Origin of the sequence: Leptolyngbya sp. PL-A3 (genome assembly GCF_039962325.1) — a bacterium.
Classification (GTDB): domain Bacteria; phylum Cyanobacteriota; class Cyanobacteriia; order Elainellales; family Elainellaceae; genus Vacuolonema.
Window position 1 is genome coordinate 1 of the sequence record NZ_JAMPLB010000003.1, and the last position, 15,272, is coordinate 15,272.

At 52.2% G+C, this 15,272-nt stretch carries 15 protein-coding genes; 5 read left to right on the plus strand and 10 right to left on the minus strand.

Translation table 11 applies throughout. The annotated features are described in order from the left end of the window. Positions 1 to 238 precede the first annotated feature (238 nt). Positions 239 to 1,585: an ATP-binding protein gene (locus NDI52_RS03465; RefSeq protein ID WP_190772544.1), complete on the minus strand. Its 1,347-nt coding sequence runs from the start codon at positions 1,583 to 1,585 to the stop codon at positions 239 to 241. Positions 1,586 to 1,810: 225 nt separating this feature from the next. On the opposite strand from NDI52_RS03465, the gene NDI52_RS03470 reads away from it, so the two are divergent. The 3 genes from NDI52_RS03470 to NDI52_RS03480 all read left to right on the plus strand — a co-directional run bounded on the left by NDI52_RS03470 (position 1,811) and on the right by NDI52_RS03480 (position 4,442). Further along, positions 1,811 to 2,143 (plus strand): RNA-binding protein, encoded by a 333-nt coding sequence (locus NDI52_RS03470; RefSeq protein ID WP_190772545.1) that lies wholly within the window; start codon positions 1,811 to 1,813, stop codon positions 2,141 to 2,143. A gap of 934 nt (positions 2,144 to 3,077) precedes the next feature. Beyond that, on the plus strand, positions 3,078 to 4,031 hold the full coding sequence (locus tag NDI52_RS03475; protein WP_190772546.1) for a phosphodiester glycosidase family protein: 954 nt from the start codon (positions 3,078 to 3,080) through the stop codon (positions 4,029 to 4,031). Between the two features lie 189 nt (positions 4,032 to 4,220). Further along, positions 4,221 to 4,442: a hypothetical protein gene (locus tag NDI52_RS03480; RefSeq protein WP_190772584.1), complete on the plus strand. Its 222-nt coding sequence runs from the start codon at positions 4,221 to 4,223 to the stop codon at positions 4,440 to 4,442. Between the two features lie 465 nt (positions 4,443 to 4,907). Here the strand turns inward: NDI52_RS03480 and NDI52_RS03485 are convergent, their stop codons facing one another. The 6 genes from NDI52_RS03485 to ispF all read right to left on the minus strand — a co-directional run bounded on the left by NDI52_RS03485 (position 4,908) and on the right by ispF (position 10,076). Then, complete coding sequence (locus tag NDI52_RS03485; RefSeq protein ID WP_190772547.1) at positions 4,908 to 5,399, minus strand: DUF4168 domain-containing protein; 492 nt, start codon at positions 5,397 to 5,399, stop codon at positions 4,908 to 4,910. Between the two features lie 261 nt (positions 5,400 to 5,660). Further along, positions 5,661 to 6,326 carry a phosphoribosyltransferase gene (locus tag NDI52_RS03490; protein WP_190772548.1) on the minus strand — a complete coding sequence of 222 codons (666 nt, stop codon included), beginning with the start codon at positions 6,324 to 6,326 and terminating at the stop codon, positions 5,661 to 5,663. A 267-nt stretch (positions 6,327 to 6,593) separates the two neighbouring features. Continuing rightward, complete coding sequence (locus NDI52_RS03495; protein WP_190772549.1) at positions 6,594 to 6,746, minus strand: hypothetical protein; 153 nt, start codon at positions 6,744 to 6,746, stop codon at positions 6,594 to 6,596. A gap of 13 nt (positions 6,747 to 6,759) precedes the next feature. Continuing rightward, on the minus strand, positions 6,760 to 8,193 hold the full coding sequence (locus tag NDI52_RS03500) for an FAD-binding domain-containing protein (RefSeq protein ID WP_190772550.1): 1,434 nt from the start codon (positions 8,191 to 8,193) through the stop codon (positions 6,760 to 6,762). Positions 8,194 to 8,415: 222 nt separating this feature from the next. Then, entirely contained in the window at positions 8,416 to 8,973 is a 558-nt protein-coding gene (locus NDI52_RS03505; protein WP_190772551.1) for an NUDIX hydrolase, read from the minus strand. Between the two features lie 620 nt (positions 8,974 to 9,593). Beyond that, the gene (gene ispF, locus NDI52_RS03510; protein WP_190772552.1) at positions 9,594 to 10,076 is read right to left on the minus strand and encodes a 2-C-methyl-D-erythritol 2,4-cyclodiphosphate synthase; all 483 of its coding nucleotides are present in this window, start codon (positions 10,074 to 10,076) and stop codon (positions 9,594 to 9,596) included. A 401-nt stretch (positions 10,077 to 10,477) separates the two neighbouring features. Between ispF and NDI52_RS03515 the strand changes: the two genes are divergently transcribed. After that, positions 10,478 to 10,771, plus strand: a complete 294-nt coding sequence (locus tag NDI52_RS03515) for a hypothetical protein (RefSeq protein ID WP_190772176.1) — start codon at positions 10,478 to 10,480, stop codon at positions 10,769 to 10,771. Positions 10,772 to 11,007: 236 nt separating this feature from the next. Here the strand turns inward: NDI52_RS03515 and NDI52_RS03520 are convergent, their stop codons facing one another. From NDI52_RS03520 to NDI52_RS03530, 3 genes are all read right to left on the minus strand, one after another. After that, positions 11,008 to 11,913, minus strand: coding sequence for a hypothetical protein (locus tag NDI52_RS03520; RefSeq protein WP_190772177.1), 906 nt, complete (start codon positions 11,911 to 11,913; stop codon positions 11,008 to 11,010). A 230-nt stretch (positions 11,914 to 12,143) separates the two neighbouring features. Next, positions 12,144 to 12,911, minus strand: a complete 768-nt coding sequence (locus tag NDI52_RS03525) for a histidine phosphatase family protein (RefSeq protein ID WP_190772178.1) — start codon at positions 12,909 to 12,911, stop codon at positions 12,144 to 12,146. Between the two features lie 242 nt (positions 12,912 to 13,153). Next, positions 13,154 to 14,308, minus strand: coding sequence for a DUF2927 domain-containing protein (locus NDI52_RS03530; protein WP_190772179.1), 1,155 nt, complete (start codon positions 14,306 to 14,308; stop codon positions 13,154 to 13,156). Positions 14,309 to 14,733: 425 nt separating this feature from the next. Between NDI52_RS03530 and NDI52_RS03535 the strand changes: the two genes are divergently transcribed. Further along, a complete protein-coding gene (locus tag NDI52_RS03535) occupies positions 14,734 to 14,982 on the plus strand; it encodes a hypothetical protein (RefSeq protein ID WP_190772180.1) in 249 nt (82 codons plus the stop codon). The last annotated feature ends 290 nt before the right edge of the window (positions 14,983 to 15,272 follow it).

A 15,272-nucleotide genomic window follows, 5' to 3' on the forward strand; every position in this document is an offset into this window, starting at 1 on the left:
AAACTCCTGACCTCGGAACTCGACAAGATTTCCCCTGAAAGGGTTGCGTCATTGACGTCCTACGATTTCATTCTCGAAGCCCTATTTGGCGCAGCTTCATATTAAAACGGTATAAGAAGCTAGACTAAGGCTAACCCTACTCTTTCTGTTGATATCAGCTAATGAAAAAATGGTGTGGTGCTTTGCACCACACCATTTTTTCATTAGCACTTAACCCAATCTGATCGCCTAGAGCTTATTAGATAGGTTTCACTGGCGTTGCCACGGGCTTTGCCAGCAGTGCCGCCTCTGCTCTCTGCCCCGGTAAGCTGACGATAAAGCTGGTGCCAGAACCCGGTTCGCTCTCCACATCGATCTGGCCGTGGTGATTTTCGACGATCGCCCGAGCAATGGCCAACCCAAGGCCAGCACCTCCACCTCCTGCATGACGACGGGCCGGATCGACCCGATAAAACCGATCGAAAATATATGGCAGGGCGTCTTCGGCAATGCCAACGCCGGTGTCACTGACGCGGATTTGAAAATGGGGTGGCGTGGAGCGAGTTTGTTGCAACGTCAGGGTTATGCTTCCCTGGGCTGACGTGTACTGAATGCCATTACTGATCAGGTTGACCAGAAGGCGCATGAGTTGGTCGCGATCGCCCATAACCCAATAATTTCCATCTTCCCGAAGCGGCGGTTGAATCTGAAGATTGAGCGAAATAGATTTTTCGGCGGCGATCGCTTGCTGCTCCTCGACGACTTCCTGTACCAGCTCATCTAGATCGACCGTATCTTGACGCGCGAGGCCGTTGCTATCTTGACGCGCCAGAAACAACAAATCGTCAACGAGCCGCCCCAATCGTCGGGTTAGCCGTTCAATCACCCGAAGTTGATTTTGTTGGAACTGAACATCTGGCTCGGGCTCTGACAGGGCAACTTGAACGTTGGTTTGGATGACGGCAATTGGATTGCGCAACTCGTGGGAGGCATCAGCGGTGAATTGCTTGAGACGCTGATAGGAGTCGCGAATGGGGGCGATCGCCAACCCCGACAAAAACCAACCCACGGTTGCAACTGCTCCGATCACCAGCACCATTCCCAGAGCCAAATCCCGAACCAGTTGACGCGTTGGTTTCGTCACCTCAAACCAGGGGTGGCTGACCCGCAAATAGCCCAGGAGCTGCCCACCGGCCCGGATCGGTTCTGTCACTTGACGCAGGAGTTGATTGTCGGATAGGTGAACGGTTTCGCCGTTGAGGTTGGGGTGAAGGGGAACGGCGATCGGGTCTGACAGAGTTGACCAGAGCAACTCTCCGGTGGCGCTGAACCATTCCAGGTCAATGTGGTCGTCTTCGACGCTATCAGCGTTATTGCGGAAGCTGGCCTCCAGGTTTAGTTGGAGGGGGTGGTCAGGCATCGTGTCGAGGGGTTCAATCACGAGCGATCGCTGCACCACCTCGGCCACGTGGCTCAAGGTATCGTCAATACGTTCAATCAGGGTACTACGAACATAGATATAGAAGCCACTGGCAAATAGCAGTAGCAAAACGGCCGTTACCATCGTGTACCAGAGGGCAAGTCGCTGGCGTGTTTCCTGAAACATAATTTCTGATAATAGCCAGTGAAAAGCTGCGGGGTTCTGGCTTTGGGTAATTTCAGTCTAAAGGGTCTAATCGAGCTTCAGCCCCTTTTCATTCGAAAATTACGTGTTAAAATCTGCGGTGAGAGTAGTTACGATCGAGAGACAAGTTTGTGCAATTTCAGCAGGCATGGCCTCCGAATCTGTCAATTCTCTCTTCGTCAAGTCAAGTTCGGAGACAATTGATTAATGCCAATTTACGTTGGAAACCTATCCTACACCGCGACTCAGGAAGACGTTGAAGCCGTCTTTGCTGAATATGGTACGGTAAAGCGGGTACAACTCCCAGTCGACCGGGAAACTGGTCGTAAGCGGGGTTTCGGCTTTGTAGAAATGTCTACGGATGCAGAGGAAGATGCTGCAATCGAAGCATTAGATGGCGCTGAGTGGATGGGCCGCGATCTGCGGGTCAACAAAGCTCGGCCTCGGGAAGAGCGGCGCTCCGGCGGCGGCGGTGGCGGCGGCGGTTGGGGTAACAACCGTCAGTCAGGTGGCGGTGGGTACCGTTCTGAGCAGTTTTAAGACTGCAAAGCTATTTGCCCATTAGCCTATAAGGTTTTCAGCAACCACCTATTACAGGTGGTTGCTTTTTAATTCTCAACACGTCTGCCAAATGTTGGTACGTTATTGCTACCGTCCTGTTAGTTAGGACATCAGTTCGGGATAAGCTGAAGTGCTCATTTTGGTGTGCACTATGTGCACGCCAAAATGAGCCTTTTCGAGTGCCGCGCGTTGCGCGGCACTCGAAAAGGCCCTTAACCCGAACTCAGGTTAGCTAACAGGGCCAAGGCTATATTGTGGCAAAAGGGGGTGTGGAACTCGGCTCTACACCCTCTTTTGCCGTTGAACCGTGAGTAATAGACCTCCTGCGTGAATCGTTGCGCGGCTGCGCCGCGCAACGATTCACGCAGGAGGTCTAATGAATTAGAAGCAAATCTGAAAACCTAGGGATGGACCGTGACATGTGACGGTACTGCGTTCCAAGCCTCAGACAAACTATCGCTAAAGTTGCTGGAATCGGCAAATTGATTAAGATCCAACGCCATATTGCCGAACAGCATGAAATTGTAACCTGCACTAAGCGTAATATTGCAGCTCAGAGCCCAATTTACAGCGCTTTTCAAGCGCTTAAAATCTGGTTGTTTTTGTGAGAGCCGCACGGAACGCGGCTCTCACAAAAACAACCGTGGCTGATTCAATCGCAAAGCGCTGTAAAAGTGAATTATTGATGAATAAAATGACAGTATTTTCTGATTTGGTGAGGGCAAACGGATGCGAGAAAAATCTCTACATCCATCCCTCTTGGGTAGGTGGTTATGATTAAGCATAGGACCTCCAATTCTGTGCTGCTCACTCCGTGAGCGGTACAGCCTTGGGGGTCCTATGCTTAATTGAATTGTGGAGTCAGGGGCTTGTTAGTTTGGGCGACTATTTGAAGAAGAGGACGAGATGATTTATGAGACATTCCTATCGGCTAATTAAAGGTGGACTTGCGATCGCCACCCTGGCAAGTGCCGTCTCCTTATTAACGGCTTGCACGACCTGGTTGGCACAGCGCTCTCCTACCGAGCTCGGCACCCATACCCAACAAGCGATCGCCCTTCCCGTTCAAGATCGACAACCTGAATATCATCGCTACGAGACAGCACGATCGGTAATTCATCTTGTTCGTGTACCCGTTGGCGGGCGTTGGCAGGTGGTGCCCCGAGTGACAGAGCGGCTCAGCCTGTTGCCACAGTTTGCCGGGAATGGGGGCGGAGATGGAGCGGCGATCGCCCTGATTAATGCTGGCTTTTTTGATCCAGCCAATCAGCTCACCACATCAGCCATTACGGTGAATGGTGCTCTAGTGGCTGATCCACGTCAAAACTCGCGGCTGATGGGAAATCCAGATTTAACGGCCTATCTGGATCGTATTCTGAATCGCTCTGAGCTGCGGCGATCGCTGTGTGGTGGAGAGGTGCGCTACAGTATCGCCCGCCATCAGGATCCAGTGCCACCCGGTTGCCAGCAACAAGATGCGATTGGAGCTGGACCTCGGCTGTTGCCTTCCCTGGATCTGGAGACGGAAGGATTCCGGGAGGTGGTGAACGGTCGGGTGGTACGGGATGCCATTGGGAGCGATCGCCCCAATGCCCGCAGTGCAGTGGGCATCACCGCCGAGGGCGACTTGCTGCTGGTCATGGCGGCTCAGCGTCCTGAAGCACCGCAAAGTTCAGGGATTACGTTGCCTGAGATGGCACAGTTTCTAGCGTCTCAGGGGGCAGTGGAAGCTCTTAATTTGGATGGTGGCAGTTCGGCGTCGCTGTTTTTCCAGGGCAATACGTTTTATGGGCGGGTGAATGCAGAGGGGCAATGGGTTCAGCGTCCTGTTAAGTCCGCTCTGGCTGTGATTGAGCGATCGCCGTGATCTAGATCACTATGGAAGCGGCCTCAAGTCACCGAAAGTTACGATTTGTGTCACTGGAAAACCGGAGGGGAATCACTGGATAAATGGGGATCAATCACCGAAGATAACGGCCAGACAGCCGATAGTGAGAACATCCTAAAAATGTCGCTTGACTTGGCCGATTCCTTCAGCACTATGGTGAAACATCTTATGCTCCCTCCTCTGCAACTCATTCCTGGTGCCTTAGCGGAATTGTTTGCCCAAACCAGTGCTACAGGAGTTATTACCATCGCCGACCGTTATGGCTTGATGGCCGCAATTTTTGAAGAAGATTTGGCGGAAGAAGAACGGCAGGCGATCGATCGCATCTTACGAGCTGTATGTCGCGGCTTGCTTCGCCCGGTGGATGAGCTTTCTGCGGTGCTTGGGTAAAGGGATGAACGACATGTCTTGCCTATTGGGCTATTCACTGCTCTCTAAGAACTGTTTGAAAATTGATGGTCTTACGCCGCCTGGTTAGGGTTTATTTTTGAAGAGTTGTGTGGAGCGAGGCTGCTCAAAAACAAACTTCTTTTTCCTGAATACGTAGCGCTATCGAGCATGAAACTCGCTATATTCATGCTCGATACCATTCTCAAATTGTCAACAAAGTTAATCTCAGTAACCTCAGTTCGGGTTAAGGGCTTTTTCGAGTGCCGCGCTTCGCGCGGCACTCGAAAAAGCCCATTATTGCGTGCGCGTCGCGCACGCAATAATGGGCGGTTCGGCTTATCCCAAACTGACGTTCAGTAGATCGAAAACGATCGTTTTGGATGTGCGAAGCATGCCCATATTTGAAGGTGGGGGATGCTTCGCACCCCCCACCTTCAAATATGGGTTGATTTCTGACGTTTAGTATTAACGGTTTTGTTGAAGGCGGATGAGTTCTTGCTGAATACGCTGGGCCAGGTTGCGATCGCCCTGTTGGGCAGCCGTGATCTGGTTAAATCTCTGAATCGTCAGGCTATTTTGTTCCACCACCTGCTGAGATACGGTGCAATACTCAACAGCAATTGTCCGAGCCTGGCGGGGTAACCCATTAAGGCTGTTTCGATCATTGCATCGAATGTTCGGAACTTGCTGGTTGGGTGAAGCGTTGCGTAGGTTCTGTAGTGCTTCTTGCCGTCGCGACTCAATGGTTAGAACGGAGCGGGCGTAGTTGCGGATGTCGGCATCGCTAATGGCTGCTTGAGCCTGAGCGCTTTGCCCCATAATGGCAACGTTGGGGGTCAGGGAGAGATTGGGTACCCAGCCCATCAGCAAACCAGTGGCAGACAGTGCGCTAATTGTAAGCCAACGTGAAATGCGTGGATGAACGGGGATAGCCAGGGAACGAGATGACTGAGTCATGGTACTGAGCACGTATTTTGCGTGAATCAATCAGGTATGTGGATTATCTATCTGGATATTCTGAATCATTTTAGTTGAGGTAAGTTCCAACACATTTAAAAAAGCTTGTAAGGTTTTGGAGCTTATAAGTAGTTTTTGTATAGCAAAGGGAGAGTTAAGTGCTTAACCCTGTGCTTGCTATTGATATCCCTGCCTAAAGAACGTTGAAAAGGTTGATTTTTCGTGCCCTTTGGTACAAAAAATCAACCTTCCCAGTGAGCTCTAGAGGCCTGCTTGATGGAGCAGGTTACACACTTCCTGGTCTGTGGTTTGGCCAAAATTTTCGTACCAGAGCCCAACGGCCCGGAACGGTTGAGGCGTTTCGGCACAGCAAACCTGATCGGCTTCACCCTGAAAGGAGGCGCAGGTACCTGGGTCGGCAACAGGAACGGCCATGACTATCTGATGGGGCATTTGTAGTCTCAGGGAACGGATTGCAGCCCGCATGGTCGCTCCAGTGGCCAGCCCATCATCAACCAGAAGAATGGTGCGATCGCGCAGCTCAAGGGGTGGGCGGTTGCCTCGATAAACCTGTTCGCGCCGTTGCAGTTCCTGCCGCTCCTGAGCAATAACCTGGGCGATCGCGTCTTGGCTAATTTCCAGTTGCTCAACGAGCGCTTCGTTAAAGTAGGTGATGCCGCCGAGAGCGATCGCCCCCATAGCCAATTCTTCTTGACCGGGTACCCCTAGTTTTCGTACCACATAGACATCCAGGGGGAGCCGAAGGGCTTTGGCGACTTCGTAGGCAACGGGAATCCCACCCCGGGGGAGGCCAAGAACGAGTGCGCCAGGTTGATGAGTGTAAGCCTGAAGTTTTTGGGCGAGTTTAATTCCTGCGTCCTGGCGATCGCGGAATAGGAGGGTGCTGTGGTGTCTCGGTCGTGACATACGTCTGCAACCTGAGTGAATGTGTGAAGCCTGAAGAGGTTGATGGTGCTGACGCAATCCGTTGCACAATAAACCTCTTCAGGAAGGAGTGTTGATAACAATACCCTACTGATAATGCTAAAAACTTACGCTGTTGGCGTCGTCCGTCCCCGGTTGCATTTCTGTTAGCTGGGCCTTGCTTTAAAGGTTGCTTTAAAGTACGCCCTGGTATTGAAGAACCTGCTTGGGAACGCGCTGCCCCTAAACTTCTTGAGCACGAATAGAACCTCAACAAGAATGGTGAGGTTCTATTCGTGCAAATTGTGCGTAGAAGAACCTCTTACCTACCGTTAAGGAGGTTTCTGCATAAGAATTTACCCAGAATGTTGGTGCTTTGCCCGCGAAGCGGGCAAAGCACCAACATTCTGGGGGTAATTTCATTACTGGAAATCTCCTAAAGTCCTGCTTTTTGCTGGTTGTACCGCTCTTTAAAGAGGGCCTGCTGAATTTTGTGATCCACGATTGGGTCAGGATAGCCGCAAGCATGGCGATCGCGCTGCGAAATCTTCCCAGTTACCAGTAACTCGGTGTCGAGATGGCGAATTTCGGGTACCCATTGACGGATGTATTCGGCGTCAGGGTCAAATTTTTGGGACTGACTGGCAGGGTTAAAAATGCGCAGGGGTTTGGGATCCATGCCGCTAGAAGCGCTCCATTGCCAGCCGCCATTATTGGCAGATTGGTCACCATCCATGAGTCGCTGCATGAAGTATTTCTCGCCACGCTGCCAGTTAATGATCAAATCTTTTGTGAGGAAGCTAGCGACAATCATGCGGCAGCGGTTGTGCATCCAGCCAATTTCATTCATTTGACGCATCGCTGCATCCACAATCGGGTAGCCAGTACGGCCCTCACACCAGGCCTGGAAGTGCTCTTCATTGTCCTCCCAGGGAAAATGCCGGAAGGGTTCCCGGTAGGGGCCATCAGCCAGAGCCGGGAAGTTATATAGCGCATGCTGATAGAACTCGCGCCAGGCCAGTTCTTGCTGCCAGGTGCGAATGCCGGCTCGTGCTTCATCGCTGCGACTTTGCTGCTCAGCTTCTACAGTGGCAGCCCATACGGTGCGGACCCCGATCGCCCCAAACTTCAAGGCCGCGCTCAGGGTTGACGTCCCCTCAACGGCCGGGAAGTTGCGTTGTTCCTCGTAGGAGGCGATCGCCCTATCGCAAAAAGACTCTAGCCGCTCCCGGGCGGCTGTTTCGCCGGGAGGCAGGATCAACGGTGTGTCCCACCCATAGCCCAGGGAGGCCGCAGTCGGCAATGCCTGAACTCCTACTTGCTTGGCTGTTTCTAACTCGGCTTCATCTAACCCCTTGGCAGCCCTCAGGGCAGGGTAGGGATTCGCCTTGCTCCGGCCACTCCAGTTTCTCCAAAAGGGGCTGTAAACCGTGTAAGGGGAACCGCCGCCCGTTGCAATTTCTTTAGGGTGATGCAGGAGTTGATCCCAAAAAGCCTGGTACTCAATTCCAGCTTCCTTCAAATTGGCAGCGACCGTACGATCGCGCTTCCGCCCATAGATTTCGACATCGCGGTTGAAGAAAACGGCAGATACTCCCAGGGCCGTCGCTAATCGAGGGATGCCACGCGTTGGGTCATCATGTAGAATCAGCAATTGGCTTCCTGCCTGAGCGTAGTGCTGCTGCAATTCCTCCAGGCAACCTATCATGTACGTCACCCGGGCTGGGGCAACATCATCCCGTTGGAGAATGACGGGATCCAGGCAGAAAACTCCGACGACGTGGGGCGATCGCTCCCGTGCCTGGGCCAAACCTACATTGTCGGAGATCCGCAAATCTCGCCGATGCCAAAATAGAATTCGCTCCGCCATGAAACCTGAAATCTAGCTGCTGATATAGCTTAACCTGACTTCGGATGAAGGGCGTTTTCGAGTGGCGTACAACGCGCAGCACTCAAAAACGCCCATTTTGGCGTCTGTAATGCGCACACCAAAATGGGCTCTCAGCTTATCCCAACTGAGGGTTAACTTAAGGGGACTAGGAGGCAGAAGGCAGGCGAAGTCAGAGAAAGGCAGAGGGTACGAGGACAGCCTTCACTCCTCCTTATCCAAAAAAGGCTTGAGCAGCACCAACGATGCAATCGACTTCGCATCCACCGCTTCGCCGTTAAGGATGGCTTCCTCCAGCTCAGAAACACCCATGAAAACAATTTCCAGATCTTCGTCTTCATCCTGACTGGGGGGATTTTCTAGCAGTTCCAGCCCTCGGGCTAAATAAGAATAGATAATTTCGTCGGAATAGCCCGGTGCCACATAAAATTGGCCCAGACGATCCCATCGGTGTGCCTTGTAGCCCGTTTCCTCCTGAATTTCGCGTCGCGCCGTTTCTAAGGCATCTTCGCCTGTCTCTAGAGTGCCTGCCGGAAATTCCAGAAGCCGTCGCCCTGTGGCAAAACGATATTGTCTGACAAGAATTAGCTTGCCGTCTTCAGTCAAGGGTACGGCGACAGCACCACCTGGGTGCCGGATACACTCCATTTCGCCTTCGGCCTTATTGGGTAGACGTAGACGATTGACTTCAAAGCTAAATTTGCGCCCTTGATAAAATAGCCGCCGCTTGAGCAGTTGGGGAAGTTCAGGATAGGTAGACATCAAATAAACCTACGAACATGAAACCCTTGTTTAACTCTAGTTGGCTAGTTGAATCTACGAGTAAGCCTTAGTAAAACAAAGGTACTCCGTACATCCTGCTATGTCTTTGGGTTTCTGTCTAGTCTTCGTCATCAAAGGCTGATATGTGATACCCCCGTTTATCAGAACCAGAGTCCTCTTTTTCCGTCCGTTAAGGAGCGTGTACTCAATACCTTTTATTGAGTATTGAGAGTAGGGCTATGTTCTAGACATGTGGATGGGGTGAAAGGGCCAACAATTCTCAGTATGGGCATCAAAGCCAAGAGTTCACGCCTGTAGGGCGTGAACTCTTGGCTTTGATGCCCGACAACCGCGCGCCTTTGCGCGCGGTTGTCGGGCCTGATTTCAAAATGAGAATTGCTGTGAAAGCGCGTTTTCGAGTGCCGCGTGTTGCACGGTACTCGAAAACGCCCATTTTGGTATGTGCTTCGCGCACACCAAAATGAGCACTTCAGCTTATCCCGAAGTGAGGTTACTTAAGAGTGGCGGCAGAGCTGCCACTCTTAAGGCAAGAATTACAGGGTGTTTTATTTGTGATTCTCAGGCAAGGTAATTAGAAGGGCTTTGGGTTTTGGATCTGGCTAACTTTGAGCAACCAATAGGGCGACTGCATAGGCCGCAATGCCTTCTTCTCGACCTGTAGGGCCGAGTTTTTCATTGGTGGTAGCTTTGACGCTGACTTGGTCAGGGGCAATGTTCAGGACATGGGAGAGGCGATCGCGCATAGCCACCAAATGCGGCTTGAGCTTAGGCCGTTCGGCAACGACGACTGCATCCAGGTTGCCGATTTGCCAGCCTTTCTCTTGAATCAGGGTATTGACCTGGGCAAGAAGCTTCAGGCTATCGGCCCCGGCCCATTCGGGTTCGCCTGGGGGAAAAAGGTGGCCAATATCGCCCAGACAGAGGGCACCCAGCATGGCATCCATAATGGCGTGGGTCAGTACATCGGCATCGCTGTGGCCCAAAAGCCCCATTTCGTGGGGGATGGAGATGCCGCCGAGGATGAGAGGGCGATCGCTCACCAGACGATGGATATCATACCCGTTGCCAATCCGTATGTTCATGAGATTCGAGAGTTGGATACCAGAGAATAAATGTGCAGTTTTGACGATATTGCTATTGTCGGGCATTGAGAGTCTTATAAATAGCCAGCATGATGTCTCCCGGTTTGGGCAAGAGATGGATGGGGAACGAATTCCCACATCTATCTCTCGTACCTCACCCATCAGAAAATTTTGTAAGTAACCTTAGTTCGGGTTAAGGGCTTTTTCGAGTGCCGCGCTTCGCGCGGCACTCGAAAAAGCCCATTATTGCGTGCGCGTCGCGCACGCAATAATGGGCGGTTCGGCTTATCCCGAACTGACGTTAAGTATGTAAAAAAGCTGTAGGCCTGCCAGGATTCATCCTGAAAATTGGATGAGCGACCGTTACGGTTAATAGCTCACCCTAGCGTTTCGGGCCCGGTATGCGACGATTTGTAGTTGGCTTTGCCTGGTTTTTGGTATTTTATGGCATGGTTGGACTGCTCGGCGGGGCTGGAGGGGTGGAACCATCCCACTCTTTTGCTTCGCCGTCGGTTCAGGATGCCTCTGTGGCAGCGGTTACCCTTACTACTCCAACACCCCATTCTTCTATTGCCCTTGGCATTTTACTGCTGGTCGCATCGGCGACCTTAAGTGCCATTGGCACTCTGACGGGTAGTCTGCCAGGCACCTCGGAGTTCGCCTCCCTACGAGGAGAACGATGGGGCGATCGCTAGCCTTCCATCCTATATTTAGCCCTTCAAGTGTGAGGAGATGCCCGCTTGGCGAGCATCTCTTCACACTTGAAAATTAGAGGAAGGAAGTGCGAGGCATTTCCCTTCTCTAAACGTCAGCAAACTTGAGCTGCTGAAACCCTGGTACTCAATAGCTTAAATTGGCCTATGTTTGGTGACCTGGAGTACTTAGCACACCCAAACATAGGTTGATTCTTGCCATACAGTTTTAGTCCTGTTCAAGGGCTCCCGCGCAAAGCAGCGGCCCGTTTTTGGGCGGCTTCGCTATTTTGGCTATAAAGCTGAGTTCGGTTCTGGGCCGTTGCGTAGCGGCTGTCTGTGGCAGGTACCTGAGACATCAAATCAGCCGCCTTTTGCCAACGGCTTGCGAGTTCTAACCACTCAGCAGATGACTTGGCCGTTTGTCCTGCACTGACCGTTTGCTCCGCCAGACGCACCGCTTCCACAAAGGGGTCAGGGCTGACCGTGGTTGTAGCTACAGGACTTGCTACAGGGCTCGCTACAGGGCTTACCGTCGGGCTTGCCGCCGGTTCGGGAGCCGTAGGGGCTTCGTTGGCTGCTTGCAGAAACTGGCCTGGCCGATAGCCTAGCCAATCGGAGACCGCCCAACCAACCAAAAGGATGAGTAATCCCAAGCTGCTGCCGCCTACAAGAATTCCACGCCAGAAATGGCGCGACGCACTTTTTGCCCGGCTTTCGCTTTTAGGAATGGGGGCCATCATCACAATGTCCCGATTCAGCTTACGGTTTTCCTGCCAGCGCTTGAGGGGGTTGGGGCGCTTCAGACAGATTTCTTGGGACCACAGCAACTGACTGTGTGGGTCACGCTGAATTTCATCGAGCCAGAGCAATTGTTGCTCACGCACAATGCGGCTATTAATATTGACACGCCGAATCTTCTGGGGGCTAATTCCCTCAAGTAGGTAGCGGATCCGCTCGACCAGCGTGGTTTGTTCCAGTTGGTCGGGGGTGGCCGCTTCGCATAGCAATTGCAAAACTCCACCGTCGAGCATGGCCCGAGTGCGTACGCCGGAATCTGCCAGCTTCTCGTTAAGGATTTGGATAATGGCAGAAATACTGCCTTGGCGCGCCTGAAGCGCAATCTCGTCGATAGATTGAATCATGGCTGGATGCTCTTATGGTAGAAAACCCCAACCGCTCATACGACCCTGAAAAAATTTCGTGGGGAAACACAGCAACATCAATATTGCTTGAAATTTTACAACACCTTGTTCAGAGTACTTCATCATTGCATCGAATGCGTTTTACTTCGGTGAATGGTTGGTGTGGCGAGATGCAGCGTATCTCGCCACACCAACCATTCAGAAACTGCTGAGCTCCAGGGGGAGGGCCACTACAGCAGATGATGGTGATCGTTAAAGCGGCGGACTTGCCACAGGTCGGTGTTAAGCCGGGTCTGGGGGTCGGGGCGGAACCAGCGCGATCGCTCAATCCAAAATTCAAACATTCCGGTATTCCTGGAGGCAATGCGCCAGGTGCGATCGCACCCCAACAGTGTAGCCAGCAAATGTTGCAAAATCCAACTGTGGGTCACGATTAGAACGTGGTCACCGTTCTGGTGCCGTTCGACCAGGTCGCTAATGAATTGTTGGGTGCGATCGCGTGCATCCATTAAGGTCTCCGCTCCTGGAACCGGAATCCAATCCAGCGATGTTTCCAGTTGCAGACATAATTGTGGGAATTTTTCTTGCGCTTCGGCCCAGGTTAGCCCCTCAAACTGGCCGTTCTTATGCTCTACCAGGGCATCTGCATAGCTAACGGGAATGGGAGACAGGTCGCCCGACCCGCCCAGAGCCGCTGCGGTAATCTCTGGCTCCATAGGATTGAGCTCGTTGACCCCGGTTTCATCCCGCAAGCTAGTGGGGAGAAAATCGGCCAGGAAATGGGACAACAGGATTTCGGTGGTCTGAACCGTACGTTTAATTGGGCTGCTGTAAATGTGGGTGGGCCGCCATCCCTCTTCCCGTAGGCGCTGGGCCAGCTTTGCGGCTTGCCGACGTCCTTCTTCGGTGAGGGGAAAGTCAGCATTGCCCTGCATCCGCTTTTCGACGTTGCCGACCGATTGAGCGTGGCGAATGAACAACAGCTTAAGGGGGGTCATGGGCGATCGCCTCCAGAGAATTTCCCTAGCCTATCGACAAATGAGGAATCATGAAAGCCTGGACAAAAGCCAGGCTAATTGCCGCCATGTATAGCCTTACGCGCTCTGGCTAGGACAGGTTATTTTTTGAAAAGCCGCGCTCCGCGCGGCTTTTCAAAAAATAACCTTCCTGGTTCTCAGTACGGTGGCGAGCGAAGCCGCCACCTCTCAGGGTCAAGATTAACGTGGAGAATCACTGGGCCTTAAAGGCCTAATTGCGTCAGAACCTGTGCCCGTGTCATGCCTGGTCGAATATCAGGGCGATAGAGCAGTTGGATGATGGCGCGATCGATGTCGGAGTATCGAGTAGTTTGTGTCCAGCGCTGTTGAAAGATGCTGTCGTCGTAGCGATAGGAGTCACGCATCAGCCCCATGGATTGCGTTAACTCCTCACGGATGAGGTGCGATCGCTCAGTTTGAGACACGCCCGTTGTAGAAATCAGAATGCGGGAGTTGTAAATGCCCCTGTCATTCCAGCGGCTCCAGAAGAACCCTAGGTTCTGTGGAACATAGTTGGGCTCATAGCGGCTGAATTCAGATTGAGGAACAAAGTAAAGCTGGACGTTGGGATTGTCCTGCACGAATTGCAGACTAACCTGGCCGTTGGTGAGCTGATTTAATTCGGACACAACAGCCTGGAGCGTGGCCATGTCCGTCTCGGTTGGCGACCCCACAATTTGAATCCGCAAATTCTGAGTCCATCGGCGGATGGTGTTATTGCTACTACCCCATTCATTGCCCAAAGCTATTTCTAAGAAATAATCGACTACCTCCTGATTGAAGGGGGCAGTCTCGTTACGAGGCGGTTGCACAGGATTTACAGGAGTGGTTGTGAGGGAGGGGCGCCGAAAACCCAATCGCCGCCGAGGTTGAGTCTGGGAACTTGGCTGGGCGATCGACCCTGTGGTGGCATATTGATTGGAACTGGGTTCCAAATGAGCGCTTAAGCCACCCGAGGGCGCTGTTGTGCCCGGTTGGTTGGGAAGGGGGTCTCTTGAAGCTTGGGGAACTGCAACGCCGGATGATGGAGGCGTTGAGGCGGCCCCTGCATTACCCAGGGAGACGGTGTCAGACCGTACCCACGCTCCTCGTGTCATGTTTGGAAAACGGATGAAATACCAGGTGTAGCCGTCATCCCCTTGATGTTCATCCACAATTTCGCCACTATCGCCCGATCGCCCCTGGCCAAACACACGCCCCGCTCCTGCCGGGGCCGATCGCAGATCAACTACGCTTGAGCCGTCTCTGGGAGAAATCGTTGCTTGTTGGCGCACGGATTGGGCGCTCCCAAAGGGGGATGCCACAATAAATGCCCCTACGCCGAGATACGTGGCAACGACCAGAGAAATGAAACGCAATGTGTCGCCGTTAGCCTTCGGTTTCCTACCTCGGGAAGGACGCCTGGATGTAGGGAGCCTGGAGCTTTGAGTGGAGTGGCTAGACGTTTCCATCTCAGGGTTCTGGGCAGGGCTATGTCTAAATGAATCAAAAATTTCTGATAGATGTTTGAGTGCCATAAAACCTGAAGCGTAGGCTTTACCCGTGCCGTGCGGTGTGTTTTTTTCCTTGACCATTAGGTTACATCTAGAGTTCCCCTTGGTCTTCTATTTACTGCGGCATATTTCGAGATTGATCCGGGTATTTCTGACGTCAGTCGACAATCTATATTAGTGCATTTGTACTGAATATTATTAAATTCTGCGGTCGCCTAAACCTCTCTCTAGGAGAATGACACTAACTCTGCCATGAGCTCACTATTGAAATGGCGAACGAGGTAAATACCATGGATGCACGTGAGCATTTAACAGCAAAGCTAGAACATCTGGATACTCTAGCTGATACGTTTGAAGCTTCAAAAGAGCCAGAAGATGTGGCCCGCCTGGCCCGTGTTTTGATTGACAGCGCTGAGTACAACACCCCTGAATCGGATCTCTACAAAGCGGCTGGAGCCGAGTATGTCGAAGCCCTAAAAGACTGGTGGCAGGATCACAAAGGCACTCTGGACAAGGCGCGGGGTTTGATAAACTCCTGAACGGCAACCTCTACATGAAGGCTGACAAAAGGCGTTACGTATCCCAGTTGTATTTGGTGGGCTTAGCCACCAAATACAACTTCGATGCTCTAGATGATATGAACTTACATCAGCCCACAACTGCTCAGGAAAAATTTAGAGCGTACTAAAGTGAGCTGGAATTTGCCGTTTTAATTGTGTTTTGTGGCGAGATGCACGAAACCCAATTAAAACAGCCTTGAGCTTTCCGGTTCCTGTTTCCCTCTCGCGCCCCTACCCACTTTTCCCCACCTCCTCTCAAAGGTTAATCT

Coding starts and splice junctions, on each gene's coding strand:
- NDI52_RS03465 (WP_190772544.1), bottom strand. CDS start 1,585: ATGTTTCAGGAAACACGCCAGCGACTTGCCCTCTGGTACACGATGGTA.
- NDI52_RS03470 (WP_190772545.1), top strand. CDS start 1,811: ATGCCAATTTACGTTGGAAACCTATCCTACACCGCGACTCAGGAAGAC.
- NDI52_RS03475 (WP_190772546.1), top strand. CDS start 3,078: ATGAGACATTCCTATCGGCTAATTAAAGGTGGACTTGCGATCGCCACC.
- NDI52_RS03480 (WP_190772584.1), top strand. CDS start 4,221: ATGCTCCCTCCTCTGCAACTCATTCCTGGTGCCTTAGCGGAATTGTTT.
- NDI52_RS03485 (WP_190772547.1), bottom strand. CDS start 5,399: ATGACTCAGTCATCTCGTTCCCTGGCTATCCCCGTTCATCCACGCATT.
- NDI52_RS03490 (WP_190772548.1), bottom strand. CDS start 6,326: ATGTCACGACCGAGACACCACAGCACCCTCCTATTCCGCGATCGCCAG.
- NDI52_RS03495 (WP_190772549.1), bottom strand. CDS start 6,746: ATGAAATTACCCCCAGAATGTTGGTGCTTTGCCCGCTTCGCGGGCAAA.
- NDI52_RS03500 (WP_190772550.1), bottom strand. CDS start 8,193: ATGGCGGAGCGAATTCTATTTTGGCATCGGCGAGATTTGCGGATCTCC.
- NDI52_RS03505 (WP_190772551.1), bottom strand. CDS start 8,973: ATGTCTACCTATCCTGAACTTCCCCAACTGCTCAAGCGGCGGCTATTT.
- ispF (WP_190772552.1), bottom strand. CDS start 10,076: ATGAACATACGGATTGGCAACGGGTATGATATCCATCGTCTGGTGAGC.
- NDI52_RS03515 (WP_190772176.1), top strand. CDS start 10,478: ATGCGACGATTTGTAGTTGGCTTTGCCTGGTTTTTGGTATTTTATGGC.
- NDI52_RS03520 (WP_190772177.1), bottom strand. CDS start 11,913: ATGATTCAATCTATCGACGAGATTGCGCTTCAGGCGCGCCAAGGCAGT.
- NDI52_RS03525 (WP_190772178.1), bottom strand. CDS start 12,911: ATGACCCCCCTTAAGCTGTTGTTCATTCGCCACGCTCAATCGGTCGGC.
- NDI52_RS03535 (WP_190772180.1), top strand. CDS start 14,734: ATGGATGCACGTGAGCATTTAACAGCAAAGCTAGAACATCTGGATACT.